The following is a 24072-nucleotide window of genomic DNA, read 5'->3' as shown; positions in this document are numbered from 1 at the left end:
GGCGGGACGGCCCGCCGACTGGCGCCCGGGGAAAGATTGCGCGCTGTGGCCCGGACGGAAGTACCGGAGAGCCGGGGACGACCGGGGAGGCGATCGCGCCGGCAGCAAGGTCGGCAGGAGACCGACGGCGCGCTCGTGCCGCTCCGCCTCCCGCACCCGCGCCTCCTGCCGGCGGCCGACGGAGGGCGCGCTCAGGACTGGTGCACGAGTGCGCCGCCCACATACGTGCGCTCCACTCCGGCCTCGGCGATCTCCTCCGGGGGTCCGACGAGGATGTCGCGGTCGAGTACCACCAGGTCGGCCAGGTGGCCCGGGCGCAGGCTGCCTGCGTCGTCGTGGCCGTTCACATGCGCCGCACCGGCCGTGTACGCGGCCAGGGCGGCCGGCAGGTCGACGCGCTGGTCGGGAAGGAACACCCGCTCGTCGTCGGACCCCGGCTCGCGCCGGTTCACCGCGACGTGGATGCCTTCGAGCGGGTTCGGGCTGGAGACCGGCCAGTCGCTGCCCGCCGCCAGGGTCGCCCCGGACCGCAGCAGCGAACCGAACGGGTACTGCCAGGCCGCCCGCTCCGGACCGAGGAACGGGATGGTCAGCTCGTCCATCTGCGGCTCGTGCGCCGCCCACAGCGGCTGGATGTTGGCGATGGCACCCAGCTCGGCGAAGCGGGGCAGGTCGGTGGGGTGGACGACCTGGAGGTGAGCGAGGTGGTGCCGGTTGCCGCGCCGCCCGTTGACCGCGATGGCCGCCTCGACCGCGTCCAGCGCCTCCCGCACGGCCCGGTCGCCGAGCGCGTGGAAGTGCACCTGGAAGCCGAGGGCGTCGAGCGCGGTGACGTGGCCGCGCAGCGCCTCGGGGTCGACGAAGCTGAGCCCGGTGTTGCCGGTCGCGCAGCCGCAGCCGTCGAGGTACGGGCTGGTCATCGCGGCGGTGAAGTTCTCCGCGATCCCGTCCTGCATGATCTTGACCGAGCCCGCCCGGAACCGGCCGTAGGTCAACTCGTCGCGGAGGAGCACGAGTTCGGGGATCTGGTCGCCTCCCCGCTCCCGGTCCCACCACAGCGCCCCGGTCACCCGGGCGGTCAGTGAACCGTCCCGCGCCGCGGCCAGGTAGGCGTCCGAGGGGTCGGGCATGCCGTTGAACGAGCCGAGCAGCGCGTCCTGCCAGCCCGTGACGCCCAGCGAGTGCAGCAGCTTCTGCGCCCGCAGCAGGCCCGCGATCCGGTCCTCCGGCGTGCTCGGCGGCACGAGGCGGGACACCAGCCCCGTCGCACCCTCCTGGAGCATGCCGCTCGGGGCGCCGTTCGCCTCCCTCTCGATGCGGCCGTCGGCCGGGTCCGGAGTGCCGGCGGTGATCCCGGCCAGCTCGAGGGCCCGCGTGTTCGCCCAGGCGCCGTGGTGGTCCCGGTTCGCGAGCAGCACGGGACGGTCCGGCACGACCGAGTCGAGCAGCTGCCGGGTCGGCAGGCCGCCGGCGAAGCCCTCCATCGACCAGCCGCCGCCGGTGATCCACTCCCGGTCCGGGTGCGCCTCGGCGAAGGAGCGGATCCGCTCCAGACACGACTCGGCGTCGACGACCTGACTGAGATCGCACTCGGCGAGCTCGCTGCCGCCACCCACCGCGTGGATGTGCGCGTCCTGGAACCCCGGCAGCAGCAGCTTGCCCGTCAGATCCACGACCTCCGTACGGGGCCCGATCAGCTCGCGCACCTCGTCGTGACCGACGGCCGTGATCCGCTCGCCGGTGACCGCGAGCGAACTCGCCCGCGTACGGGCCGCGTCCATGGTGAGGACGGGCCCCCGGGTGAAGACCAGATCGGCGTGGGGCATGGGGCGGCTCCCTTGCGTTCGGCGCGCGCCGGAGGGGCGCGGGACGGCGGACAGGGCGCCATGGAAGCCCGTCTGCCGATTACACGTCAATGGTGTTGACGTAAGGCGCCCACCGCGTCCGCTCGCGACGCCGGCCTCTGACACGGACACGGGAGCCGGCCAGGAATCCGATGCCGTCATTCGCCACTCCATTACGTCCCTCCGTCAATGCTCCTGACCGGCGTGTTCTTGGACGCCATGGAGGGTTCTGCGCGCGTGGGAACCAATGCCGGTATATCGAAAAACACCACTCGGAATCGCCCCGGTTGGAGATACGGCCACAACCTTTCGGCGGAGGGCGCGATACGCCCCGGATCGGGAGAGAATTCCGGGCGCACCATCCAAAAGAACAAGAGGAAAGATCCGTGCGACCAAGACTCTTCGGCATGACCGCCTCCGTGGCCGCATTCGGACTGCTGGGCTCTCTCGTCACCGCCTGCGGCTCGTCCGGGAGCGGCGGGACGACGCTGCGCCTGGTGGTCCCCGAGTACGGCAACACCCCGGCGACCAGCTCCAAGGCGTACTGGGACAGGCTGACCGCGGCCTTCGTCGCCGCTCACCCGGGCAAGAGGGTGGAGGTGACGATCCACCCGTGGGCCGATGTCGACCGCGAGGTCACCCGCATGGTCCGGGAGGACGACGCCCCGGACGTGGCCCTGATGGGCGCGTACTCCGACTTCGCGGCGCAGGGCCGTCTCTATGCCGCGAGTGAGGTGATGTCGATCAGGACGGAGGCGAACTTCCTGCCGCCCCTCGCGAAGGCGGGATCGGTCGACGGCACCCTCTATGGATTTCCGTTCGTGGCAAGCAGCCGACTGCTCTTCTACAACAAGGAGTTGTTCGAGAAGGCGGGGGCGAAGCCACCGAAGACGTGGTCGGACCTGAAGGACGCGGCCGTGGCGCTGAAGGAGGAGGGCGTGCTCTACCCGTACGCCCTGCCGCTCGGCCCCGAGGAGGCGCACGCGGAAGCTCTGATCTGGGAACTGAGCAACGGCGGCGGGTACACCGACGAGCGCGGCGACTACAGCCTCGCGTCCGAGGAGAACACGCAGACGTTCCGCTGGATCAAGGACAACCTGGTCTCCCCGGCACTGACCGGCCCGGTCCCGCCGGCCGAACTCAACCGGAAGGACGCCTTCGCCGCCTTCCTGCGCGGCGACGTCGGCATGGTCAACGGCTATCCGTCCCTCCTGCACGAGGCACGGGAGAAGGGCATGAAGGTCAACACGCTGAGCATGCCGGTGTCGGACACGCTGGACGACGCGGTGACCCCGCCGGCGGCGGGCGTCGCCGACTGGATGATGGCCTTCAAGCACGACGGCAACCGTGAACTGGTCGGCTCCTTCCTGAACTTCGTCTACGAGGACAAGAACCTCAACGAGTTCGCCGGGCGCTACCACCTGCTGCCGTCGACGGTGTCCGCCACCCAGGCGTCCCAGGACGCGGCGGCGGACGCAGGCGCCGAACAGTTCCTGATCGCTCTGCGCGGCGCCCGCCTCTACCCGGTCAACGAACCGTCCTGGCTGCGGGTCAGCGACACCGTCAAGCGGAACATCGGCAAGGCCGTCGCACCGTCCGCCGACCCGGAGGTCGTGCTGGAGCAGATCGCCGAGCAGGCCCGGGAGATGGCGCAGCAGGGGTAGCGCGACCGGATGCCCGCCTCGTCGCCCGCGAAGCACCCACAAGGTGCGCCGAACGCGAACCGCCCCCACCAGCGGCACTCCAGGACCAGGGCGGGGTCGAGCGTACGAGGACGAGTGGGCAACGGGGCTCCTGAGCCGACGGGTCGAGACGTCGAACACGTCCTTCGAAGGCACGGGAGCCGCGTGGGAGGAAGCCCATTTCCCCCACGCCGAACAGGCGACAGACCGAAGAGGCCGATCAGCAGAGGCAGGCGGAACTCCGCGCCTCCCAGCCCGATCATCCCGCCGAGCAGGCCGATGGACGCGCCGGCGGCCGAAGACGATCGGAGCCGAGCGGGACGAGGGTGTGGTCCGTGGGCCTGCCCGGCATCCTTCCCGCCGCCGGTGGCCGCCCGCCAGGTCAGGAAGGCGCCGGTCGAAGTGCCTCTACGAGGCCGTCCACACAGCGTAGTTGACGAGTTCCCAAAGCGTGACGAACCCTCTCACCCCGCTGCTACGCTCGACCGCCTGACACCCCCGGTGCCCCCGTACGGAGGCATCGGCCCATGCCGAACTCAGGAGGCGCCTTGAAGGTCTTGATCACCGGCGGTGCGGGATTCATCGGCTCCACGATCGCCTCGCGCTGCCTCGACGAGGGCATCGACGTCGTGATCGTCGATGACCTGTCGACCGGCCGGCCCGAGTTCGTCGAGGGTCGCACCTGGTACCGCGGCGACATCGCCGACGGCGAGCTGATCGACCGGGTCTTCGCCGACCACCCCGACATCATCGCCACGATCGGCTGCGCCGCGAAGATCGTCGTCCCGGAGTCCGTGGCCGACCCGCTGTACTACTACACCGAGAACGTCTCCAAGGGCCTGGCGCTCCTGGGCCACCTCATCCGCAACAGGTGCGAGCGGTTCGTCTTCTCCTCCTCCGCCGCCGTCTACGCGGCCGGGCAGGCCATCACCGAGACCTCGCCGCTCCGGGCGACGAGCCCGTACGCCCGGACGAAGGCCCACTTCGAGCAGGCCCTGGAGGACGTCACCGTCGGCACGCCCCTGCGAGCGGTCAGCCTGCGGTACTTCAATCCCATCGGCGCCGATCAGAAGTTCCGCTCGGGCATTCAGGTCCTGAAGCCCACCCACGCTCTCGGCGTGATGATCGACAAGTACCGCGCGGGCGAGCCGTTCCCGATCACCGGTACCGACTGGGAGACCCGCGACGGCACCGGCATCCGCGACTACGTCCACGTCCAGGACCTCGCGGACGCCCACGTCGCCGCGGTCCGGCGCTTCGACGCGATCACCTCGAACGGCCCCGACGGCACCCCGTACCGCGTCATCAACCTCGGCTCGGGCACCGGGACCACCGTCTTCGAGCTGGTCAGGGCGTTCGAGAACGTCACCGGCAAGCAGCTGGCCACCGAACTGGTGGGCCGCCGCCCCGGTGACAACGCGGGCGCCTACCCCGACATCACCCTCGCCGGCGAGCTCCTCGGCTGGACGCCGGCCCTCTCCGTCGAGCAGGGCATCTCCGACTCCCTGACCTGGTACAGCCGCCGCGACCTGGTTCTCACGCACGTAAGCGACGCATAGCCCCTTCGCCCTCACCGGCGGCCCGCCCGGCGACGAGCGTCCTCGTCGCCACGAGCTACCCATGGTGGCGGGGACAGACCGCCTGCGGCATCCGGCCGTCCCTGAGCCGCATGCTCCTGGTCTGAGCGGTGCCGTGGATGGCGTACTGTTAGGTCTACCGACGCGGGGTGGAGCAGCTCGGTAGCTCGCTGGGCTCATAACCCAGAGGTCGCAGGTTCAAATCCTGTCCCCGCTACTGAAGTGACATGAGACCCGGATCCTGTGGATCCGGGTCTCATGCGTGCGCCCGCGTCTGCACCTCAGGCCGTCCGTCCGCAGGCGGTTGATTGCCGCACTCGACCGCTTGGCGCTCCTTGCAGTCCGGCCCCACTGGCCGTAGCGCGTGCGGCGGCACGCCCCGGGCGACAGGCACACCCGCGTTGCCATCCTTTGGAGCATCCCTCGGTCCGGCGCCGCGCGGCGTCGGCGCGTGGCTCGGAAGGCGGGATATCAGTGGCCGAAGGCGGCGGTCAGCGGTGATCGCCACATCGGAAAGGCGGAAAGCCGTGACCGTCCAGCGCATCCCCGAGGGATACCCGCGTGTCACGCCGTACCTCTGTGTCGACGGAGCAGCGGCCGCGATCGACTTCTACGTGTCCGTACTCGGTGCGGAAGAGCGTATGAGGATGCCGGCTCCCGGCGGCAAGATCGGCCACGCCGAGCTGGCGCTCGGCAACTCGGTCATCATGCTCGCGGACGAGTACTCCGACATGGGGTTCCGTTCGCCCAAGGCGGTCGGCGGCACGCCGATCACCCTGCATGTGTACGTGGAGGACGTCGACGCGGTCTTCGCCAAGGCTCTGGCCCAAGGCGCCAGGGAACTGACTCCGGTGAAGGACGAGTTCTACGGCGACCGCACCGGTCAGCTGGAGGACCCTTTCGGGCACCGTTGGAACATCGCCTCGCACATTGAGGACGTCCCCGCGGAGGAGATGGAGAAGCGGGCCAAGGCGGCCATGGGCTCCATGGACCCCAAGGCGAGCGGCGTTTGATCCTCGAACAGCCATCCATCGAGGGCAGCGTTCAGAGTCGCGGCCGTGCACCGTCCAGGGCCTTGCGGGCGGCGAGATAGCCCGCGATTCTGAACGCCCGTTCATGGGAGCCGAACGCATCGGCGCGGGCGCGTCGCAGCACCACGCGCGTGGCGACCACGACCTCGTGCTCGGGTGCGTTCAGCTGCTCCTCGATGCCCAGGGCGGCGGCCGCGAAGAAGCGGGGCAGGTCCTCTGCGGGTTCGTACTCCACCGTCAGGCCTTGCGCCACCTCGAAGACGAATCCCTCGGCCGCGGGCTCGAAGTCGACCTCGATCTCCGCGAACTGGGGCGCGCAGTTGTGCTTCTGATGCCGCACGCCGATGCCACGGATCGGATACGGCGGAAACCGGGGCGGCGCTGAGGTCATGCCGGAACGCTACCCGCTGCCCGGCGACCGCGACGGGCGCCAGGGTCGCAGCCCTCCTCGCGACCGCAATGTACGTTAACTTTCAATCACCCTTGTGATCGTTCTAGGGTGCGCCGGTGCGCATACTTCTGGTGGAGGACGACGAGTCGGTGGCCCGCTCGCTGCGGCGCGGTCTCGTCCGCTTCGGGTTCGAGGTCGAATGGGTCGCCACGGGCCACGCGGCGCTCGACGCCGAGCGGACGTACGAACTGGTGCTCCTTGACCTCGGGCTGCCGGACACCGACGGGCTCGACGTCTGCCGCGCCCTGCACGGCCGCGGTGACGGCGTTCCGATCATCGTGATCAGCGCCCGCAGCGACGAGACCGACCGGGTCGTCGGCCTTGAGCTCGGCGCCGACGACTACGTCTCCAAGCCCTTCGGCGTACGCGAGGTGGTCGCCCGGATCAGGGCCGTGATGCGCCGCGTCCGGCCCAGGACCCCCTGGGAGACCGCAGGCCCCGACCGGTACGGGCCCCGGCTGACCGTCGACCGCAAGGCCGCGCGGGTCCACCTGGACGGTGCCGAGGTGGCGCTCGCGCCGAAGGAGTACGACCTGCTTGCCTTCCTCACCGAGGAGCCGGGCGCGCTGATGTCGCGCGAGCAGATCATGGAAGCGGTCTGGGACGCCAACTGGTTCGGGCCGACCAAGACCCTGGACGTCCACGTGGCCGCGCTGCGCCGCAAGCTCGCGGGCGCGATCGCCATCGCGGCGGTACGAGGCGTCGGCTTCCGCCTGGTCGTCGCCGAGGAGCCACAGACCGCCCGGACCGGGACCGCGCCGTGATCCGGCAGCTGATCGTCAGTTACGTCCTTCTGGTCGCCGTAGCCATCGCGGCCTTCACCGTGCCCGTGGCCTTCACCCTCACCGAGCAGCTGCGCGGCGACACCGAACTGTCCGTGAGCCGGGAGGCCGCCACCATGGCCCGACTCCTCGCGGACCCCGCTCCCGCCTCCCGCGCGGCGCTGGTGAAGATGGCCACCGCGTACGAGAGTGCCACCCCCGGTACGGTCCAGGTGATCACCGCCGAGGGGGCGCGTGTGGGGACGCTGCCGCTGCCGGCCCGGCCGGGCGGACCGTACGACGCCGCCCTCGCCCGTGCGCTCCATGAGGGGAAGCCCACCGTCGACTGGGGCTCCCGGTTCGTGTGGGGGCCACGGCTGACGATCACCGAGCCCGCGCGCTCCCGGGCCGGGACGGGCGAGGTCGCGGGCGCCGTCCGCATCACCTACCGGACGTCCGAGCTGACCGAACGCCTCTGGACGATCTGGGGTTTCCGCGCGATCCTCGCCGTGGCCGTGCTCGCGGTCGCGGCAGGCCTCGGCGCGCTCGCGGCCCGTCGGCTGACCCGGCCGCTGCGCGAACTGAACGCCATGGCGAGCCGGTTCGGCCAGGGGGACCTGACCGCGCGGTCCCCGGTCACCGGTCCGCCGGAGACCCAGACGCTGGCCCGTACCCTCAACCAGGGCGCCGAGCGGCTCGACACCCTCGTCGGCGCCCAGCGCGTCTTCGTCGCCGACGCCTCGCACCAGCTCCGCACCCCGCTGACCGCGCTGCGGCTGTCCCTGGAGAACATCGCGGACGGCGTCGACGACGAGTTCGTCCACGAGGACGTCGAACAGGCCACCGCCGAAGTCGTGCGCATGAGCCGCCTGGTCAACGGACTGCTTGTCCTTGCCCGGGCCGAGGCCAAGGTCGCCGCCGCCGAGCCGGTCCCGCTGCGGGAGACGGTCGGGGAGCGGCTCGCGGTCTGGCGGCCGGCCGCCGACGAGCGCGGTGTGACGATCGCGCTCGCGGGGGAGTTCGACGGCCGGCCTCGGGTGCTGTCCAGTCCCGGCAACCTCGATCAGGTCCTGGACAACGTCCTCTCCAACGCCCTGGAGGTCTCCCCGGACGGAGGGACCATCACCGTACGGGCGGAGGTGCACGCCGAGGAGGTGGTCCTGGAGATCCTGGACCAGGGCCCCGGGATGTCCGCCGCGGAGCAGTCCCGCGCCTTCGACCGCTTCTGGCGCGGCCAGGGTCTGACCGGCCGTTCCGGATCGGGCCTCGGCCTCGCCATCGTCAAGCAGCTGGTGACCGACGACGGCGGTGCCGTGGCCCTGCGGGACGCCCCGGGGGGCGGTCTCGGCGTACGGATCGTGCTGCGGCTCAGCTCTCGGCCGGCAGCACCGAGGAGTGGTGGTTGACGATGAGCCACTTCCCGCCGCGCTTCTCGTACGCGTACGTGTAGCGCGCCTCGAGGCGCGTCTTCACACCGGTCTTCGGGTCGGTCAGGTGGAACGCGTACAGGCCGGCGTCGATGGCGGAGTCACGGTCCAGGACGCTGATGACCGAGCGGACCTTCTCGCCGCGCGGCTTCTTCTGCAGGAAGTGCTCGAAGTAGTCGACGATCCCGGCCCGGTCGGTCCGGATCCGGGGGGAGGCGGTGGGCAGCAGGACCGCATCGGGGGCGTAGCGGTCGGCCACCTTCTCCGGGTCGCCCGTCCGCAGGGCCGCGTTCCAGCCGTCGAAGAGGGCGGCGATCTCCTGCCGGGAGGGCTTGTCCCGGCCCTGCGTCACCTGCGGTGCCGCACCGTACGCGACCCGCGTGTCGCGGTGCTCGGGCGACGCGACGCCGACACCGGCCGTGAGGGTGCCGGCGACGACGAGTCCGGCGGCAGCGGTGGCGAGGGCGGCCCGTGCCGATATCCGACGCTTCATCACACATCCTTGAGGAGGGGGGAGTTCCCCTCGTCCGAGGGGAGTGATCCCACCCTCACAGCCCGCCGGTAAACGGCCGTACAGGATTCGTACAGCGAACGGACAAGGTCTGGCCAAGGTGCGGAGCGTGACGATGACGCTCTACGGGGGTCGGCGATCGTGGCACCGCCGAAGGGGATGGCGTCCCGCGGTGCCGTCAGCGCACCCGGCGCTCCTCCAGGGGCGCCGCGTGCAGGACCTCGTCGCTCACGTGCGGGAGGTGCGGGGTGTGGTTGACCAGGCGGGCGGAGTTGCCGACGACGGCGATGCTGCTGGTGTTGTGGAGCAGGGCGGCGAGGACCGGGTTCATGGAGCCGCCGGCGCTCGCGAGGAGGCCGAGCAGGTTGACGCCGATGGCGAGGCCGTAGTTCTGGCGCACGACGCGCAGGGTGTGGCGGCTGAGCTCGACGACCGCGGGGACCTGGCGCAGGTCGTTGCCCGCGAGGGCGATGTCCGCGGTCTCCAGGGCGACGTGCGAGGAGTGCTCGCCCATCGTGATGCCGACGTCGGCCAGGGCGAGCGCCGGGGCGTCGTTGGTGCCGTCGCCGACCATGGCGACGATGTGGCCCTCGGCCTGGAGGTCGCGGATCAGCTGGAGTTTCGCCTCGGGCAGGGCGTGCGCGTGCACCTCGGTGATGCCGAGGGCGTCCGCCACGACCTGTGCGGTCTCCGGGGCGTCGCCCGTCAGCAGGGCGAGCCGCTGGACGCCGAGGTCCCGCAGTTGCCGTATGACGGTGTCGGCGCCTGCCCGTACGGCGTCGGAGACGCCCAACAGGCCGATGAGGTCGGCGTCGTGGGCCAGGCAGATGACGGTCTCGCCGCCGTGGCGGAGGTGGTCGGTCCAGTCCTGGGCGGCCTCGGTGAGTTCGATGCCGTGCCGGCGCAGCAGGGCGGGGCTGCCCACGAGGAGCCGGGTGCCGTCGAGTTCGGCGCGCATGCCCATGCCGAGGACGACCTCGCACGCCTGGTGGAGGGGGACGTGCAGATGCTGTTCCTCGGTGTGGGCGACGATGGCCTGGGCCAGCGGGTGGCGGGCGTGGAGTTCGCCGGACGCCGCCAGGGTCAGCACCTCGTCGGCGCCGAATCGTTCGTTGAGGGTGACGACGCTGGTGACGAGGGGCTTGCCGAAGGTCAGGGTGCCGGTCTTGTCGAAGACCACGGCGGTGACCCGGCCGACGCCTTCGAGGTGGGTGCCGCCCTTGATGAGGGTGCCGCGGCGGGCGCCGTTCCCGATGGCGGCGCTGATGGCGGTCGGGGTGGCGAGACCCGCTGCGCAGGGGCAGGCGATGAGCAGCATCGTCATCGCCCGGCGCGCGTCGCGGGTCACCGCGTACGTGAGGGCGGCGAGGCCGAAGGAGACGGGGACGAAGCGCTGGGTGAAGCGGGCGGCGACGGTCTGGATGGGGGCCCGGTCGGTCTGGGCCTCCTCGACCCGGGTGATGATCCGGCCGACGGTGGTGTCGCGGCCGACGAAGTCGGCGCGGACGGTCAGCGAGCCGGAGGTGACGATGGTGCCGGCGTAGACGTGGGCGCCCTCGCGGGCGTACACGGGCAGCGCCTCGCCGGTGACGGCGGCCTGGTCGACGAGGGCCTCGCCGGTCATGACGTGCCCGTCGACGGGGATGCGGTGGTGCTCGTACACGGCGACGGTGTCACCGGCCTCGAGACGCTCCAGCGGAACCTCCACCTCCACGCCTTCCTCCCGGACCAGCCAGACCCGCTCGTCGCCGATGGTGAGCAGGTCCTCGATGGCGCGGCGGGTGCGCCGCAGGGTGAGGGTCTGGAGGAACTCGCCGATGTTCAGCAGCCACAGGACGGTGAGGGCGACGACGTTCTCCCGCAGGACAAGGGAGATGACGGTCGCGGCGGTGACCAGGGTGTCCGTACCGGGACTGCTCCGGCCGCGGAGGGTGCGCAGGGCGCCCCGGAAGAACGGCAGACCGGTGAAGACCGTGATCGCGCCGAGCAGCCCGGAGGAGCCGACGCCGATCCGGGGGCGGGCGAGCAGCCGGCGCAGCGCCACGACCGCGAGCACGGCTCCGCCGACCACGAGCCGGGCGACCTCACCGGTGGAGGAGTCCGGGGCGGACCGGGTGGCCTTGGCGGGCGCGGAGGGCGGCGGGGCCTCTTCGAGAGCGTCGACCAGGGCGTCCGCGTCGAGATCGGCGGGCTCCATCCAGATCACGACGCTGCCGGTACGGGGGAAGACACGCAGGGCGCGGAAACCGGAGAGGCCGGTGAGCCGGTCGTCGACGAGACCGGCGCAGCCGGGGCGGTCGCGCAGCCAGGGCACGGTCAGCCGGGCCCGTCCCGTCGCGACCGAGCGGACGAGTACGGCGGACATGGTCAGTGCTCGTGGCCGTGGTCGTCGTGGTCGACCTTGACGGCCGAGGGCGGCGGGACCTCCTCGCCGAGCGAGGTACGGGCCTCCGCGAGCATGTCGCCGGCCTTGAGCCGGGCTTCCTCGGCGGCCTCCGACAGCCACCGGCCCGCCACGATTCCTCCTGCGAGCCCGCCCACCAGGGCCTTGCGCGCGGCCGGCTTCGCGTCGGGCAGCTTCTGCACGATGAGCGCGCCCACGACACCGGACACCGCGTAGTGGGCCAGCTTGCCGGCGGTGGCGCCGACGACGGCGAGGGGATGCATGGACGCCTCCTTCCACGCACCCGGCGGGGTGCGAGGGGCCTCCCCTCCAGTCTGGACCCGGGGGCGCGCGAGGTCGAACGGGGCTCTCACACGTGGGTACGGGGAGCGCACAAGGTCGAGCGGGGCCCTCGCCGACGGGGGCGGGGGGGCGCGCCAGGTCGAGCGGGCCCTCACACGCGGGTGCGTCCGGCGACGGGCACGGCCCGAGGGGTGCGCTCGGGCCTCCGGGAGCCCACGAGGCGGCAGCCGAGGTAGATCAGGAACGCGAGGGTCGTCACGTACGGGCTGACGGGGATGCTGCTGCCCAGGGAGAGGAGGATGCCGCCCTCCATGGCGATCAGCGCGAACAGGACGCTCAGCACCGGCAGCAGCACAGGGGACGCGGTGACCCGGGCCGCGGCTGCCGCCGGGGTGACGAGCAGGGACAGCACCAGCAGCGCTCCCACGATCTGCACGCACAGGGCCACCGCGAGACCGAGGATCAGCATGAACGCGAGGGACAGGGCCCGTACGGGCACGCCACGGGCCTCGGCCACGTCGGGATCGGCGCTGGCGAAGGTCAGCGGCCGCCAAAGGAGCACAAGGGCGGCGAGGACGACGAGGGAGGTGGCCACCAGCCAGGCCGTCTGCGGGGTGTCGACGGCGACGATCTGACCGGTCAGCAGGCCGAACTTGTTGGCCGCCCGCCCCTGGTAGAGGGACAGGAACAGCACACCGAGCCCCAGCCCGAACGGCATGATGATCCCGATCACCGAATTGCGGTCGCGGGCGCGGACCCCGAGCAGACCGATCGCGGCCGCCGCCGTCAGAGAGCCGACGATCGACCCGGCGACGACGTTGAGCCCGGCAAGGAGCGCGCCCGCCGCGCCCGCGAAGGAAAGTTCGCTGATCCCGTGCACCGCGAACGGCAGATCCCGCATGATCACGAATGTCCCGACGAGGCCGCCCACGATGCCGAGCAGGGCCCCGGCAAGGAGCGAGTTGTGCACCAGGGCCAGCAGGTCCCCGTAGTCGGTGAAGTCGAAGATCTGGTGCCAGATGCCGGAGTCGTCGCCGTCCACGGCGAGGCGGGCGTTCCGTGCGCTCATGGTGGTCCGGCCCCGTTCGGCTGGTCGGCGTGGTGGTCGGCGGGGGCCGCGTCGGGCGCTCCGACGACCACGATGCGGCCCCGGACCCGTACGACGTCCACCTGAGTCCCGTACAGGCGCGACAGGACGGCCGAGGTCAGCACCTCCTCCGGCGGGCCGATCCGGAAGCCGCCCGCGGCCAGGTAGAGCACCCGGTCCGCCGGTCCGAGGACCGGATTGATCTCGTGGGTCACGAAGATCACGGCGGTTCCGGCCGCCCGGCGCCGCCGGTCCACGAGATCGGTGACCGTGCGCTGGTGCTGGAGGTCGAGGGAGAGCAGCGGCTCGTCGCACAGCAGGAGCCGCGGATCCGTGGCCAGCGCCTGCGCGATCCGCACCCGTTGCTGCTCACCGCCGGAGAGCCGGCCGACCGGGACATCGGCGTACGGCAGCGCCCCGACGGAGTCCAGGAGTTCGTCGACCCTGCGACGGGCCGCCTTCCAGGCGAGCGGCAGCCCCCAGCGGTGTCCTTCGAGGCCGAGTCGCACGAGGTCACGGGCCCGCAGCAGCGTGTGGGGCGGCAGCGACTTCTGCTGGGGGACGTAGCCGATGAGCCCGCCGGCGCGGTTCGGCGGGCGGCCGAGGACCGAGACGGACCCCGCGGTGAGCGGCTGACGGCCGAGGAGGATCCGCAGCAGGCTCGTCTTGCCCGAGCCGTTCGGGCCGAGGACGGCCAGGAACTCGCCCGGCCGCACGTCGAGGTCCAGATCCCGCCACAGCACGCGGTCGCCGTGGGCGAGCGCGGCGCCACGCAGGCTCACCACCGGTGGAACGCCGTCTCCCTGCTCGGCAAGAAGCGGGAGCGGCTGTGGCGTGAGGCGGTCGGTGCGCTGCATCAGCGCTCCAGGGCACGGTCGAGTGCGGTGATGTTGTCCGTCATCCAGCCGACGTAGTCCTTGCCCCGCGGAAGCGTCTCCGTGACCGGCACGACGGGAATCCGGTTGTCCTCGGCTGCGTCTCTGACCTTCTCGGTCTGGGGCCCGCTGGTCTGTTCGTTGTGGACGAGGGCCTGGACGCTCCGGCCGGTGAACAGCTCCAGCGTCTCCTGGAGCACCCTGGGCGAGACGTCGTCTCCCTCTTCGACGGCCTCGCTGAAGGCAGCGGGTGTCTTGTTCACCAGGCCGCACGCCTCGGTCAGATAGAGGGGTACGGGCTCGGTGACCGCCACCGGCGTGCCGGCGTGGCGCGCCTCGATGCGGTCCGTCCGCGCCTCGAGCCCGGCCAGGTCGTCCTTGAAGTCCTCGGCGTGCTTCGTGAAGACGTCGGCGTCGGCGGGTGAGACCTGGCCGAGTGCCTGGGCGATCCGGTCGGCGAGGCGGCCCATGGTCGGCAGGTCGTACCAGACGTGCTCGTTGAACCCCCCTGCGGCGTCGGGCTCCTTGCCGGACACCTCGACGGCGTCGATCACCCGGGCCGAGGGGTCGTCCGCGCTTCGCAGCATCCTGTCGACGAAGTCGTCGTAGCCGCCGCCGTTCCGTACGACCACCTCGGCGCGGGAGAGTTCCAGCCGCGTACGGGTGCTGGCCTCGTAGGAGTGTGGGTCCTGTGCCGGATCGCTGATGATCGACGTGACGGCGACGCGGCCGCCTCCGATCCGTTCCACGACGTCTCCGTAGACGTTCGTGGAGGCGATCACGGGGATCGGGGCGGGGGCCGCGTCCACCGGTCCGGCCCATGCGCCGGGTAGGGCCAGGGACGCCCCGAGCAGCACTCCGGGTGCACGGATCGACACGCCACGCATACGTCCTCCCCTATGCCGAGGGAAGCGAAATGGCAATCACTTGGATTATCCCCCCGCGTGGCCGGGCTCTCCAGCGGACCGCCGCCACCGACCCGATGCCGTCGCCGACCCGATGCCGTCAGCGGCCCGCGTACGGCAGGAGGGCCATCTCCCGGGCGTTCTTGATGGCGGCGGCGAGGGCCCGCTGCTGTTAGACGGTCACGCGGGTGACGCGCCGGCTGCGGATCTTGCCCCGGTCGGAGATGAACTTCCGCAGCAGGTCGGTGTCCTTGTAGTCGATGTACGTGATGCCGGCCGCGTCGAGCGGGTTGGGCCGGTTCTTGACGGGCCTGCCGGGGTCTTGGCGTCGGGCCATGGTGGTGTCTCCTTGCGGGATCGTTTCGGTCACGGCCTGTACCGGGCCGTGTCGGGGTGTACGGGGCGTACGGGGTGTCAGGCGGCGTCGAGGAGGGAGTCGAAGGCGGCGGGCAGGTGCTTCCACGCCTCGCGCCCCGATCCGTACTCCGCGTCCGTCAACAGGCAGGAGTCCAGGAGCCGTTCCAGACCGTCCCGGTCCAGGCCGGGTGACGTGAAGACGAGGTGCTGGCAGCAGTCGCCGTGGTCGGGGTGCCAGTCGAGGGCGGCCGCCGCACGGCGCATGGGAGGGACCATCTCCCAGGCCGCGTCCGGGAGGGACGCCAGCCACGGGCCGACGCTCTCCACGCACAGCGCGCCGCCGGCCGCGTCCCAGGCGAGCAGGGTGTCGGGGCGGTCGGCGAGCCAGAACCGGCCCCGGCTGCGGGCCGCCGCGCAGCACAGGTCCTCGAGTGCCTGGTAGAGGCGCTCCGGGTGGAACGGGCGGTGGCGACGCCAGACGAAGGTCGCGACGCCGGCCTCGTCCGCCTCCTGGGGCAGCAGCGCGCACGCGGGGTGCTGCGCGGCGGCCGCGGCCTCGACGTCGAAGCCGGCGAGGGCGGCCCGGGCGAGCTCGTCGGAACCGGCCTCCACGCGGCGCGCGGTGGGGTGGAGCTGCGCGAGGAGGGCGCGGTCCTCGTCGTCGGCCTCCTCGTTGTCGACGACGGCGAGGACGGGCGCGTACTCCAGCTGCCGGGCCCAGGTGTCCCCGACGGTCCGCTGGTCGGTGGGGGCGGCGGCGAGGCCGGCTTCCGACAGGTCGTCACCGTTGGCGAGGTAGGGCAGGACGAGCGCGGGGTCCACGGCGGTGATCACGTTCGTCACGGCCAGGCGGTCCCCGCCGTGTCCGGCGATGACCTCGGCCATGGCCTTCGGTTCGACCGAGTCCCACAGCTCGACCACGGCGAGCCGGGTCAGGCCGCCGTCCGCCAGCCGCTCCAGTTCCGGGACCAGGTCCTCGCGGAGCGCGCAGCACGCGCAGTCGTCGACCAGGGGCGTCTCCCCGCGGGAGAGGGTGCCGGAGGCGTCGCGGATCAGCCGGAGGACGGTGCCGTCGGGTGCTCCGGCCAGGTCGTGGTGCAGGGCCACGCTCCCGGGCACGGTCTTCAGGAGGCGGTCGACGACCTCGCTCCGGGCGTCGGCGTGCAGCCCGGCGACGATGACGACGGGGAGCTTGTGCGCGTGGCCCATCAGCGGGCTCCGTAGCGGCGCTGGAACTTCTCGACGCGGCCGGCGGTGTCGAGGACGCGTGCGGTGCCCGTGTAGAAGGGGTGGCTCGCGGAGGAGATCTCGACGTCGACGACCGGGTAGGTGTTGCCGTCCTCCCACTCGACGGTCTTGTCGCTGGTCATCGTGGAGCGGGTGAGGAACGCGGTGCCGGAGGCGGAGTCGCGGAAGACGACGGGCTCGTAGGCGGGGTGGATTCCGGACTTCATGGCAGGGCCTTTCGGTGGTGGGGCGGGGAGGGGCCGGGGGCGGTCAGCGCTCTTCGCGGAAGTCGACGTGGCGTCGGACCAGGGGGTCGTACTTGCGCAGGGTGAGGCGGTCCGGATCGTTCCGGCGGTTCTTGCGGGTGACGTAGGTGAAGCCCGTCCCCGCTGTCGAACGGAGCTTGATGACCGGGCGGAGTTCGTTGCGTGCCATGGGGCTAGTATATGGCAATGATTTCCATTACCAACACGCCCCAGCGGCGAGAAGGGCGGCCACTCCCATGTCGGCCCACTGCCAACTGACCGGTGCCCAGCCGGGCTTCGGCAACAAGATCTCCCACTCGCACCGGCGCACGTCGCGCCGCTTCGACCCCAACATCCAGCGCAAGCGCTACTGGCTGCCCAGCGAGGGGCGCAACGTCCGCCTGACGCTGAGCACCAAGGCGATCAAGACGGTGGACGTGATCGGCATCGAGGCCGCCGTGGCCCGCATCCGCGCGCGGGGAGGAAAGGTCTGATGGCGAAGAAGAGCAAGATCGCGCAGAACGAGAAGCGCAAGGAGGTCGTCGAGCGGTACGCCGCCCGGCGGGCCGAGCTCAAGGAGATCCTCCGCCTTCCGTCCTCCACCGCGGCCGAACGCGAGGCCGCCCAGGCGGAACTGCGCCGGCAGCCGCGTAACGCCAGCGCCACCCGCGTACGCAACCGCGACAGCGTGGACGGGCGCCCCCGGGGCTACCTGCGCAAGTTCGGACTCTCGCGGGTGCGGGCACGACAGCAGGCCCACGCCGGATTCCTGCCGGGAGTGACCAAGTCGTCCTGGTAGACCCCGGTTCCACCACACATCCGACCAGCCGGGCAGTACCCGAGCGCATGGCACGCTCCCAGCTATTGAAAATGGCTACCATGCGCGTTTAGGGTCACTCCCGTCCGCGTGTGGCACCCCCTGGGCCCGCGAGGGGGACCACGGGGTGCCGCACGCGGATGCCCGAGAGGCACCCTCGTCATGAAACCTGATCCGAAGCGCCGCGCCCCGAGCGGCGCGGCGACGCCGAAGGGCGTGCTGAGCGTCCTCGTCGGCAACACCCCCGAGGTACGCGGCGAGCTCACCCATCAACTGTCCCGTCGCCATCCGGCAGCGGTCACCCTCTCCGTGTCCGTCCAGGCCGGCACGACCGGCCCCTACCCGGTGGTCCAGCGCCTGACGACCGCCGGAGGCTCCTCGCTCGACGACGCATGCGTCTCGTCGGGCGCGACGGGCGATCCGACGGTCATCCTCCGACAGGACCTGATCGCACTGCGGCGGGCCAGGAAGGACGTCCGCGTCCTCCTCAGCCTCTCCCAGGAGGTCGACCTCCTGCCGTTCCTCCTGCGGTTGTGGCGCAGCAAGGTCGGGGCCGACAGCCTGGAGGATCACTACGACTGCGCTCCCGTACTCGCCGCCGTGGACGCCACCGCCCTCCTCAGGGACATCACCGACGTACGCCGGGCGGCCCAGATATGGACGGGCCATGGATGGAGCGAGCCGCTCACCACGGCCGAGGTCGCGGTCCGGCAGATCGAAGCCGCCGACACGCTCCTCATGACCGCACCGGACGGCGCTCCTCCCCAGGAGGGCGCCACCGCCCTCGTACGACACCTCAACACCCGTGCCCGGGTGGGCGCGCTGCGGCACCTGCCGGCGAGCGAGTCGGCCCTGACGGGAGGGGAGTCGCCGGCACGCGCACGGGAGACGTGGGCGGCCGCACTGGAGTCGGTCACCCTCCTCGCCTCACCCCCGGACACCCACCCCACGGTGTCGAGTTTCGTCTGGCGCGCCCGGCGGCCCCTCCATCCGGGCCGGCTCGCCGAAGCCCTCAGGGACGTCATGTTCGGCGTACTGCGGAGCCGGGGCCACCTCTGGCTCGCCAACAGGCCGGACGCCGTCATCCACTGGCGGTCGGCCGGCCCCCACCTCGACGTCCGCGAATGCGACCGGTGGCTGGAGGAGTACGACACCCCCGCCTGGGAGGCCGCTTCCGCGCAGCGCCGGACGCTCGCCTGCTGGCTCTGGGACGACTACTACGGCGAGCGGCGCAGCGAGATCAGGTTCACCGGCCCAGGCCTCGACGTCCCGCGCATCACGGGCGCACTGGACAGCGCGCTGCTCACGGATGCCGAGCTGTCCCTCGGGCGCGCGGCCTGGAGCGGGTGGCACGACCCTCTCTTCAGCCACATCGACGCGGATTGAGCGCGGCATCGATTTCCGTAAGGCCCGAGACGAGTGGGGGGGGGGGGGGGGGGGGGGGGGCGCCCCCCCGGGGGGGGGGGGGGGGCGGGAAATATGTGCGGCAGAGCGGGGCGCCGCCCGGGGGGGGGGGGGGGGGGCCCGCCCCCCGCCCCCCCCCCCCCCCGGGGGGGGGGGGGGGGGCCCCCCCGGGCGGGGCCCGCCCGGGGGGGGGGGGGGGGCCCCCCCGCCCCCCCCCCCCCCACTCGCTCTTGCGGCGTGTTCCCTTATACGGTCGCTTCCGTCGCGGGCTCCGGCGTGAGGGCCGCTGTGGGCACCGCTCGACGCCGGGCGCGCGCCAGGAGGCCGTGCTTCGGGGCGAGGCACCAGGTGAGGGCGAACAGGCCGGTGAGCACGACGACTATGGAGCCGCCTGCGGCCAGGTCGTAGCTGTAGGACACGTACAGTCCGCCCAAGGTGCCGACGCAGCCGATACCGGAGGCGAGCACGGTCATCACACCGAGCCGGTCGGTGATCATCCGCGCGGTCGCGGCGGGTGTGATGAGCAGCGCGAGGACGAGGATGTTGCCCACCGCCTCAAGGGACATGACGATCGTCGTCGTCACCACGATGTAGAGCACCAGGTCGAGGCCGAAGACCGGCAGGCCGGCCGCGCGGGCCGTCTCGCGGTCCAGGGTCACGGCGATGAGCTCCTTGCGCAGGAGCAGCACGACCGTGACGACCACGGCTCCGACGGCCGCCACCGTCCACACGTCTTCCGGGCCCACGGCGAGGACCTGGCCGAAGAGGAAGGAGGACAGGTCGGTCGTCCAGCTGTCACGGGTGGAGACGAGGACGATGCCGAGGCCGAACGCGAACGCGAAGAAGACACCGATGACGGTGTCCTCCTTCAGCCGCCGGTTCTGGGAGACGAACGCGATGAGGACGGCGGTGGTGATTCCGGCGGCGGCACCGCCGAGCAGCAGGTTGCCCTCCAGGGCGTAGGCGAGGGCCACTCCGGGGAAGGCGGAGTGGGCCACGGCGTCGCCGATGAAGGCCATGCCGCGCAGGACGACGTACACGCCGACGACCCCGCAGACGAGTCCGACGACCCCGGCGACCGCGAAGGCCCGCTGCATGAAGGGAAGTTCCCACGGGGAGAGAAGGAACTCGATCACGCCGCCGCCTCCTTGTCGGGCGTCCGCTGGTGCGGCACAGTCGCGCGGTCGAGGCCGAAGGCCCGGAGCATGCGGTCCGGGTCGGACAGCAGCTCCGGCCCGCCCTCGGCGACCACGGTCCGGTTGAGCAGGACCACGCGGGTGCAGGTGCGGGCGGCGGCCGCCAGGTCGTGTGTGGTCATCAGGAGGGCGGTTCCGTCCCCGGCCAGCCGGCCGAACAGGTCGTTGAGCAGTTCCTGCGTGGGGACGTCGACGCCGGTGAACGGCTCGTCCAGGAGCAGGATCCTCGGTTCGGCGGCCAGGGCACGGGCCACGAGCACGCGTTGGCGCTGGCCGCCCGACAACTCGCCGATGGGCCGGCGCCGCAGGTCGGTGAGGCCGGTGAGTTCCAGAGCGCGGTCCACCGCGGTGTGGTCCTCCGCCGCCGGTCGGCGCAGCCAGCCGATGCGCCGGGTACGGCCGGACAGGACGGCGCCCGCGATGTCGACGGGGAAGTCCCAGGCGAACTCGTGCCGCTGGGGCACGTAGCCGATCAGCCGGCGGGCCTCCGACACCGGCCGGCCGGCCACCAGGACGCGGCCGGCCGACACCGGAGCCAGGCCCAGGACGGCGCGCAGCAGAGTCGTCTTGCCCGCGCCGTTGGGTCCGATCAGCCCGACGAGTTCCCCCGCGCCGACGGAGAGGTGGGCGTCCTGGAGGGCGATGCGGCCACCGAGGGCGACGGTGACGCCTTCCGCCCGCAGTACGGGATCGCTGTCGCTCATGCCTTCGCCCCGTTCCGCTGCTCCCGGCGCCGGTTGGTCACGACGAGGGCCGTACCGGCGGCGGCGAGCACCACGGCGCCACCGCCCATGAGCACGACGTCCTCGGCACCCGTGCTTGCCATGGAGCCCGAGGTGCCCTTGCCCGCCGTCTTGCCTTCTCCGGCGCCGCTGCCGTTGCCGCTGCCGTTGCCGCTGCCGCTGCCCGTGCTGTTGCCCGTACCTCCGGATGCGGAGTCGCCGCCGTCGGAACCGGGCTTGTCGTCAGTCCCCGCGGACGATCCCCCGGAACCCGGCTTGCTGTCGGTCCCCGCGGACGATCCTCCGGATCCGGATCCGGACCGGCCGCCGGACGGGTCGACGGCGCCCGGGTCCGTCGTGTCCCCGACCACGAACGTCAGCGTCTCCGTGTCGGTGGAGGCCGAGCCGTTCGCCAGGGTTCCGGTCATGGAGAGGGTCAGCCGGTGGACGCCCTCACCGCCGAAGGCCCATCCCCCGTGCGCGTGCGTGTTCGCCGGCACGTCGATGGCGTCCGGTACGCCGTCCCTGCTGTTGAGCAGGATGGTCGCGCCCGAGAGTCCGTCGTACGAGAACAGAGTGAAGCCGCCGGGTCCTTCGGCCTTGGTGAGGCCGAACTTCACGCCGCCCTTGAGGGCGCCCGATGCGACGTTGTCGGTGGACCAGCCGGGCCACAGCAGGCCCTCCTGCTGGACCTGGTCGAGCATCCAGACCGGGTCGCCCGCCTTGCCGAGGAAGGCGAAGGCGTCCCCTGCCGGGATCTGCTTCCTCGCCTTGGACTTGACGCGGAGCACGACCGAGGAGGGTTCACGCCAGGTGGTCTTCCCGGCGACGGTGTCGTCCTTGACCTGGATCTGCAGCTTCCCGTCGACGACCCGGGCGGCGATGTCGAGATGGCCGTTGTCGAGCACCTTCCTCTCCGTGGCGGCCTTCTCCGTGACGGCCGTCGCGGTGAGGGGCGCCTCGAAGGCCTGCGCTCCCATCGCCGGGGCGCTCTGTTCACGCGGGAGCGCGTCGGCCGAAGCCGAGGGAGAGGAGGAGGACGGGGAGGCGGAGGGGGTCGGGGAGGCGGAGGGGGTCGGGGAGGCGGCGGGGAGCGTGGCGATGGCCGCGTCCCCCACCCGTACCGCCAGCGTGGTCGTCCTGCGGACCGAATCCGTCTCCGCCGCTGCGTGGGCGAGGGTGAGCCGGTACGTGCCCGGCGCGGTGAACGCCCAGCGAGCGGCGGGTACGGCGGTGGCAGCGGCGTCAGAGGTGTCAGCGGAGCGCGGCGGGATCGCGTACCCCTCCTCGGGGAGCCCTTCGGCACCGCCGCTGTGGGCCAGCAGTTCGGGAGCCGTCCCCTCCTCCCCCGCCCGGTGGACGACGAGGGCGCCCGGGCCCTCGACAGCCGTGAGGGTCAGTCCGGCGGTGTCCGCGGGCTCCTCGACGTCCCATATCCGCGCGCCCGCCGCGCCCAGGAACGCGTACGCGGCGTCGTCCGGCACGACCACCAGATGGGTGTCGTCGACGTCGACGGCCGGACCGGTCGGCGGCGCGGCGGGGGACAGCGGTGCCTCGGGCGCCGCCGTCCCGGCCGGGCCGGATTCGTCGGGCGCCGCGACGGCCGCGGCGGCGGGGGCGAGTATCAGCGCTGTGCCGAGAGCGCAGCCCAGCGCGATCCGGCCCGTCATCCCCTTCTTCCGTACGCTCCTCATCAGGTCCTGCTTCCCTTTCCACCCAGGCAGCGGGCGAGTTCGTCGGCGTTGTGGCGCATCATCCCGACGTAGTCGTGGACCGTGTCGTCGAAGGAGTCGCCGTAGATCGTGCAGAGGCCGACGCCCTCGTCCTGGGCGACCCGGCGCAGGATGTCGGCGCGTGCGGCGAGGTTGGGTTCGAGGAAGACGGCCGGGACCTTCTTCTCCTGGATGGCGCGACGCAGCTTCTCGACCTCCGCGGCGCTCGGCTCCTGGTTCGGTACGGGGACGACGAACCCGGCGACCTCCATGCCGTACGCCTTGGCGAGGTAGCCGAAGGCGTCATGCGTGGTGATGAGCTTGCGGTTGGCCGCGGGGACGGTCGCGAGGGTGGCGGCGACGTCCTTGTGGAGATCGGCGAGCGTGCTCAGGTACGCCTTGGTGTTGCGCTCGTAGACGGCCTTGCCGGCGGGGTCGGCCTTGGTGAGTTCGGCCTGGACACGGCGGGCGTACGCCTCGGCGTTGGAGACGTCACCCCAGGCGTGCGGGTCCATGTCACCGTGCACGTGCTTGCCGATGACGGCCTGCGGCAGCACCCAGATGTCCTGGCCGGCCGAGCCGAGGAAGCGGTACTGCGGTTCCTTGGGCACCTGCTGCTTCGCCCTGTCGGGCACGTTCAGCGCCACGGCCGTGCCGGGCATGCGGACCCGTTCGCCGGTGGCCTTCTCGTCGGTCCGTACGTAGACCGACTTCTGCTGGGCGTTGAGGGTGAGGTCGGCGTGGCCGCCGTCGAGCGCCTTGCGGCCCGCGGCCGCCTTGTTGTGCGCGGCACCGCCGACCGTGAAGCTGACGGTGCCCTGCCCGGCGTCGGTGGTCTTGCCGTCCAGGGCCTCGACCTGGCCACGTACGGTCAGTGCGTACGTACCGGGCTTCGTGAAGACCCAGTTGACGTGGGTGTGCGCCTCGGGCGGCAGGGTGAAGGAGTCCTTGGCGTCGAGGCCGTCGGAGGAGTCGATGTAGCTGGTGGGGTTGCCCAGGGTGTCCGTGAGGTAGACGTGCAGGTCGCCCGGGCCGTCGAGCTTCACGGCGGTGGTGCGGACGTGCGCGCCCTCGCCGGAGACGGCGCCTTCCACGGCCCAGCCGAGCCACAGCACGTCGAGCCCGAGGTCCTCCTCCAGCTTCATGACGGTGCCGCCGAACTGCTCCAGCTTGGCGGCGATCTCGATCTTCGGTGCGCCCTTGCGGGCGTTGTTGTGGATCATCTTCATGATGCCGGGCTCCTCCAGGAGGAGCCCGTTGGAGAAGACGATGTCGGCCCGGGCGACCTTGGCCGTGTCGCCGGGGCTGGGCTCGTAGGAGTGCGGGTCGCCGTGGTGCGGCACGATCGAGGTGACGTCCACCCGCTCGCCGCCGACCTGGCGCACCAGGTCGGCGATGATGCCGGTGGTCGTCGAGACCGTCAGGGCGGCGTCGGACGTGCCGGGGCCGGTGCCCGAGCAGCCTGCCAACAGGACGGCACTGGCCAGTGCGAGGGCGGTTCTTCGTGGTGCGGTGCGCACGGCGGAAACTCCTTGGTGGGTACGGAGGACCGGCT

Annotated in this window: 23 protein-coding genes, 1 tRNA gene and 1 pseudogene; 9 read left to right on the top strand and 16 right to left on the bottom strand. The window is 71.9% G+C overall.

Features of this window, described 5'->3' with window-relative positions:
- Nucleotides 1-191: 191 nt before the first annotated feature.
- Nucleotides 192-1826, bottom strand: coding sequence for an amidohydrolase (locus tag ACZ4VK_RS08010; protein WP_468349684.1), 1635 nt, complete (start codon nucleotides 1824-1826; stop codon nucleotides 192-194).
- A 425-nt stretch (nucleotides 1827-2251) separates the two neighbouring features.
- Between ACZ4VK_RS08010 and ACZ4VK_RS08005 the strand changes: the two genes are divergently transcribed.
- From ACZ4VK_RS08005 to ACZ4VK_RS07990, 4 genes are all read left to right on the top strand, one after another.
- Nucleotides 2252-3508 (top strand): extracellular solute-binding protein, encoded by a 1257-nt coding sequence (locus ACZ4VK_RS08005; RefSeq protein ID WP_468349682.1) that lies wholly within the window; start codon nucleotides 2252-2254, stop codon nucleotides 3506-3508.
- A 566-nt stretch (nucleotides 3509-4074) separates the two neighbouring features.
- Nucleotides 4075-5085: a UDP-glucose 4-epimerase GalE gene (galE, locus tag ACZ4VK_RS08000; RefSeq protein ID WP_468349680.1), complete on the top strand. Its 1011-nt coding sequence runs from the start codon at nucleotides 4075-4077 to the stop codon at nucleotides 5083-5085.
- Between the two features lie 161 nt (nucleotides 5086-5246).
- Nucleotides 5247-5320: transfer RNA gene (locus tag ACZ4VK_RS07995), tRNA-Met, on the top strand.
- 310 nt (nucleotides 5321-5630) lie between these two features.
- Nucleotides 5631-6116, top strand: a complete 486-nt coding sequence (locus ACZ4VK_RS07990; protein WP_468349678.1) for a VOC family protein — start codon at nucleotides 5631-5633, stop codon at nucleotides 6114-6116.
- A 31-nt stretch (nucleotides 6117-6147) separates the two neighbouring features.
- Here ACZ4VK_RS07990 and ACZ4VK_RS07985 read toward each other — a convergent pair whose 3' ends face one another.
- Nucleotides 6148-6525, bottom strand: a complete 378-nt coding sequence (locus ACZ4VK_RS07985; protein WP_468349676.1) for a hypothetical protein — start codon at nucleotides 6523-6525, stop codon at nucleotides 6148-6150.
- Nucleotides 6526-6641: 116 nt separating this feature from the next.
- On the opposite strand from ACZ4VK_RS07985, the gene ACZ4VK_RS07980 reads away from it, so the two are divergent.
- Both ACZ4VK_RS07980 and ACZ4VK_RS07975 read left to right on the top strand, forming a co-directional pair.
- A complete protein-coding gene (locus ACZ4VK_RS07980; RefSeq protein ID WP_468349674.1) occupies nucleotides 6642-7349 on the top strand; it encodes a response regulator transcription factor in 708 nt (235 codons plus the stop codon).
- Nucleotides 7346-8752: a sensor histidine kinase gene (locus ACZ4VK_RS07975; RefSeq protein ID WP_468349672.1), complete on the top strand. Its 1407-nt coding sequence runs from the start codon at nucleotides 7346-7348 to the stop codon at nucleotides 8750-8752. The genes ACZ4VK_RS07980 and ACZ4VK_RS07975 overlap by 4 nt, the downstream gene beginning before the upstream one ends.
- Here the strand turns inward: ACZ4VK_RS07975 and ACZ4VK_RS07970 are convergent.
- The 10 genes and pseudogenes from ACZ4VK_RS07970 to rpmG all read right to left on the bottom strand — a co-directional run bounded on the left by ACZ4VK_RS07970 (nucleotide 8715) and on the right by rpmG (nucleotide 16856).
- A complete protein-coding gene (locus ACZ4VK_RS07970; RefSeq protein ID WP_468349670.1) occupies nucleotides 8715-9266 on the bottom strand; it encodes an SgcJ/EcaC family oxidoreductase in 552 nt (183 codons plus the stop codon). The genes ACZ4VK_RS07975 and ACZ4VK_RS07970 overlap by 38 nt on opposite strands.
- A 196-nt stretch (nucleotides 9267-9462) precedes the next feature.
- The gene (locus ACZ4VK_RS07965) at nucleotides 9463-11649 is read right to left on the bottom strand and encodes a heavy metal translocating P-type ATPase (RefSeq protein WP_468349668.1); all 2187 of its coding nucleotides are present in this window, start codon (nucleotides 11647-11649) and stop codon (nucleotides 9463-9465) included.
- A gap of 2 nt (nucleotides 11650-11651) precedes the next feature.
- Entirely contained in the window at nucleotides 11652-11951 is a 300-nt protein-coding gene (locus ACZ4VK_RS07960; RefSeq protein WP_468349666.1) for a DUF1490 family protein, read from the bottom strand.
- A gap of 170 nt (nucleotides 11952-12121) precedes the next feature.
- Nucleotides 12122-13039: a metal ABC transporter permease gene (locus ACZ4VK_RS07955; protein WP_468349664.1), complete on the bottom strand. Its 918-nt coding sequence runs from the start codon at nucleotides 13037-13039 to the stop codon at nucleotides 12122-12124.
- A complete protein-coding gene (locus ACZ4VK_RS07950; protein WP_468349662.1) occupies nucleotides 13036-13914 on the bottom strand; it encodes a metal ABC transporter ATP-binding protein in 879 nt (292 codons plus the stop codon). Before ACZ4VK_RS07950 ends, ACZ4VK_RS07955 begins: the two co-directional genes overlap by 4 nt.
- Nucleotides 13914-14819, bottom strand: coding sequence for a metal ABC transporter solute-binding protein, Zn/Mn family (locus tag ACZ4VK_RS07945; protein WP_468349660.1), 906 nt, complete (start codon nucleotides 14817-14819; stop codon nucleotides 13914-13916). The genes ACZ4VK_RS07950 and ACZ4VK_RS07945 overlap by 1 nt, the downstream gene beginning before the upstream one ends.
- A 118-nt stretch (nucleotides 14820-14937) precedes the next feature.
- A pseudogene (rpsR, locus tag ACZ4VK_RS07940) lies at nucleotides 14938-15174 on the bottom strand (30S ribosomal protein S18).
- Nucleotides 15175-15251: 77 nt separating this feature from the next.
- Nucleotides 15252-16403, bottom strand: a complete 1152-nt coding sequence (locus tag ACZ4VK_RS07935; RefSeq protein ID WP_468349658.1) for a CobW family GTP-binding protein — start codon at nucleotides 16401-16403, stop codon at nucleotides 15252-15254.
- The gene (locus ACZ4VK_RS07930) at nucleotides 16403-16648 is read right to left on the bottom strand and encodes a type B 50S ribosomal protein L31 (RefSeq protein ID WP_468349657.1); all 246 of its coding nucleotides are present in this window, start codon (nucleotides 16646-16648) and stop codon (nucleotides 16403-16405) included. The genes ACZ4VK_RS07935 and ACZ4VK_RS07930 overlap by 1 nt, the downstream gene beginning before the upstream one ends.
- A 43-nt stretch (nucleotides 16649-16691) precedes the next feature.
- Nucleotides 16692-16856 carry a 50S ribosomal protein L33 gene (gene rpmG, locus ACZ4VK_RS07925; protein WP_468349656.1) on the bottom strand — a complete coding sequence of 55 codons (165 nt, stop codon included), beginning with the start codon at nucleotides 16854-16856 and terminating at the stop codon, nucleotides 16692-16694.
- A 67-nt stretch (nucleotides 16857-16923) separates the two neighbouring features.
- On the opposite strand from rpmG, the gene rpmB reads away from it, so the two are divergent.
- The 3 genes from rpmB (at nucleotide 16924) to ACZ4VK_RS07910 (ending at nucleotide 18869) form a co-directional block, all read left to right on the top strand.
- Nucleotides 16924-17160, top strand: a complete 237-nt coding sequence (rpmB, locus tag ACZ4VK_RS07920) for a 50S ribosomal protein L28 (RefSeq protein WP_468349655.1) — start codon at nucleotides 16924-16926, stop codon at nucleotides 17158-17160.
- Nucleotides 17160-17465 carry a 30S ribosomal protein S14 gene (rpsN, locus tag ACZ4VK_RS07915; protein WP_468349654.1) on the top strand — a complete coding sequence of 102 codons (306 nt, stop codon included), beginning with the start codon at nucleotides 17160-17162 and terminating at the stop codon, nucleotides 17463-17465. The genes rpmB and rpsN overlap by 1 nt, the downstream gene beginning before the upstream one ends.
- A 180-nt stretch (nucleotides 17466-17645) precedes the next feature.
- A complete protein-coding gene (locus ACZ4VK_RS07910) occupies nucleotides 17646-18869 on the top strand; it encodes a GTP-binding protein (protein WP_468349653.1) in 1224 nt (407 codons plus the stop codon).
- Nucleotides 18870-19132: 263 nt separating this feature from the next.
- Here the strand turns inward: ACZ4VK_RS07910 and ACZ4VK_RS07905 are convergent, their stop codons facing one another.
- Genes ACZ4VK_RS07905 through ACZ4VK_RS07890 form a run of 4 tightly spaced genes read right to left on the bottom strand, consistent with a single transcriptional unit; the run spans nucleotide 19133 to nucleotide 24037 of the window.
- Nucleotides 19133-20023, bottom strand: coding sequence for an anchored repeat-type ABC transporter permease subunit (locus ACZ4VK_RS07905; RefSeq protein WP_468349652.1), 891 nt, complete (start codon nucleotides 20021-20023; stop codon nucleotides 19133-19135).
- Entirely contained in the window at nucleotides 20020-20787 is a 768-nt protein-coding gene (locus ACZ4VK_RS07900) for an anchored repeat-type ABC transporter ATP-binding subunit (protein ID WP_468349650.1), read from the bottom strand. Before ACZ4VK_RS07900 ends, ACZ4VK_RS07905 begins: the two co-directional genes overlap by 4 nt.
- On the bottom strand, nucleotides 20784-22499 hold the full coding sequence (locus tag ACZ4VK_RS07895; RefSeq protein ID WP_468349648.1) for a TIGR03773 family transporter-associated surface protein: 1716 nt from the start codon (nucleotides 22497-22499) through the stop codon (nucleotides 20784-20786). Before ACZ4VK_RS07895 ends, ACZ4VK_RS07900 begins: the two co-directional genes overlap by 4 nt.
- Nucleotides 22499-24037 (bottom strand): anchored repeat ABC transporter, substrate-binding protein, encoded by a 1539-nt coding sequence (locus tag ACZ4VK_RS07890; protein WP_468349646.1) that lies wholly within the window; start codon nucleotides 24035-24037, stop codon nucleotides 22499-22501. Before ACZ4VK_RS07890 ends, ACZ4VK_RS07895 begins: the two co-directional genes overlap by 1 nt.
- Nucleotides 24038-24072 lie beyond the last annotated feature (35 nt).

Source organism: Streptomyces sp. NPDC028711 (assembly GCF_055565415.1).
Note: the sequence above shows the minus strand (reverse complement) of the source record. Positions and strands in the feature narration are given on the sequence as shown.

Coding starts and splice junctions, on each gene's coding strand:
- ACZ4VK_RS08010 (WP_468349684.1), bottom strand. CDS start 1,826: ATGCCCCACGCCGATCTGGTCTTCACCCGGGGGCCCGTCCTCACCATG.
- ACZ4VK_RS08005 (WP_468349682.1), top strand. CDS start 2,252: ATGACCGCCTCCGTGGCCGCATTCGGACTGCTGGGCTCTCTCGTCACC.
- ACZ4VK_RS07985 (WP_468349676.1), bottom strand. CDS start 6,525: ATGACCTCAGCGCCGCCCCGGTTTCCGCCGTATCCGATCCGTGGCATC.
- ACZ4VK_RS07970 (WP_468349670.1), bottom strand. CDS start 9,266: ATGAAGCGTCGGATATCGGCACGGGCCGCCCTCGCCACCGCTGCCGCC.
- ACZ4VK_RS07965 (WP_468349668.1), bottom strand. CDS start 11,649: ATGTCCGCCGTACTCGTCCGCTCGGTCGCGACGGGACGGGCCCGGCTG.
- ACZ4VK_RS07960 (WP_468349666.1), bottom strand. CDS start 11,951: ATGCATCCCCTCGCCGTCGTCGGCGCCACCGCCGGCAAGCTGGCCCAC.
- ACZ4VK_RS07955 (WP_468349664.1), bottom strand. CDS start 13,039: ATGAGCGCACGGAACGCCCGCCTCGCCGTGGACGGCGACGACTCCGGC.
- ACZ4VK_RS07950 (WP_468349662.1), bottom strand. CDS start 13,914: ATGCAGCGCACCGACCGCCTCACGCCACAGCCGCTCCCGCTTCTTGCC.
- ACZ4VK_RS07945 (WP_468349660.1), bottom strand. CDS start 14,819: ATGCGTGGCGTGTCGATCCGTGCACCCGGAGTGCTGCTCGGGGCGTCC.
- ACZ4VK_RS07935 (WP_468349658.1), bottom strand. CDS start 16,403: ATGGGCCACGCGCACAAGCTCCCCGTCGTCATCGTCGCCGGGCTGCAC.
- ACZ4VK_RS07930 (WP_468349657.1), bottom strand. CDS start 16,648: ATGAAGTCCGGAATCCACCCCGCCTACGAGCCCGTCGTCTTCCGCGAC.
- rpmG (WP_468349656.1), bottom strand. CDS start 16,856: ATGGCACGCAACGAACTCCGCCCGGTCATCAAGCTCCGTTCGACAGCG.
- rpmB (WP_468349655.1), top strand. CDS start 16,924: ATGTCGGCCCACTGCCAACTGACCGGTGCCCAGCCGGGCTTCGGCAAC.
- rpsN (WP_468349654.1), top strand. CDS start 17,160: ATGGCGAAGAAGAGCAAGATCGCGCAGAACGAGAAGCGCAAGGAGGTC.
- ACZ4VK_RS07910 (WP_468349653.1), top strand. CDS start 17,646: ATGAAACCTGATCCGAAGCGCCGCGCCCCGAGCGGCGCGGCGACGCCG.
- ACZ4VK_RS07900 (WP_468349650.1), bottom strand. CDS start 20,787: ATGAGCGACAGCGATCCCGTACTGCGGGCGGAAGGCGTCACCGTCGCC.
- ACZ4VK_RS07895 (WP_468349648.1), bottom strand. CDS start 22,499: ATGAGGAGCGTACGGAAGAAGGGGATGACGGGCCGGATCGCGCTGGGC.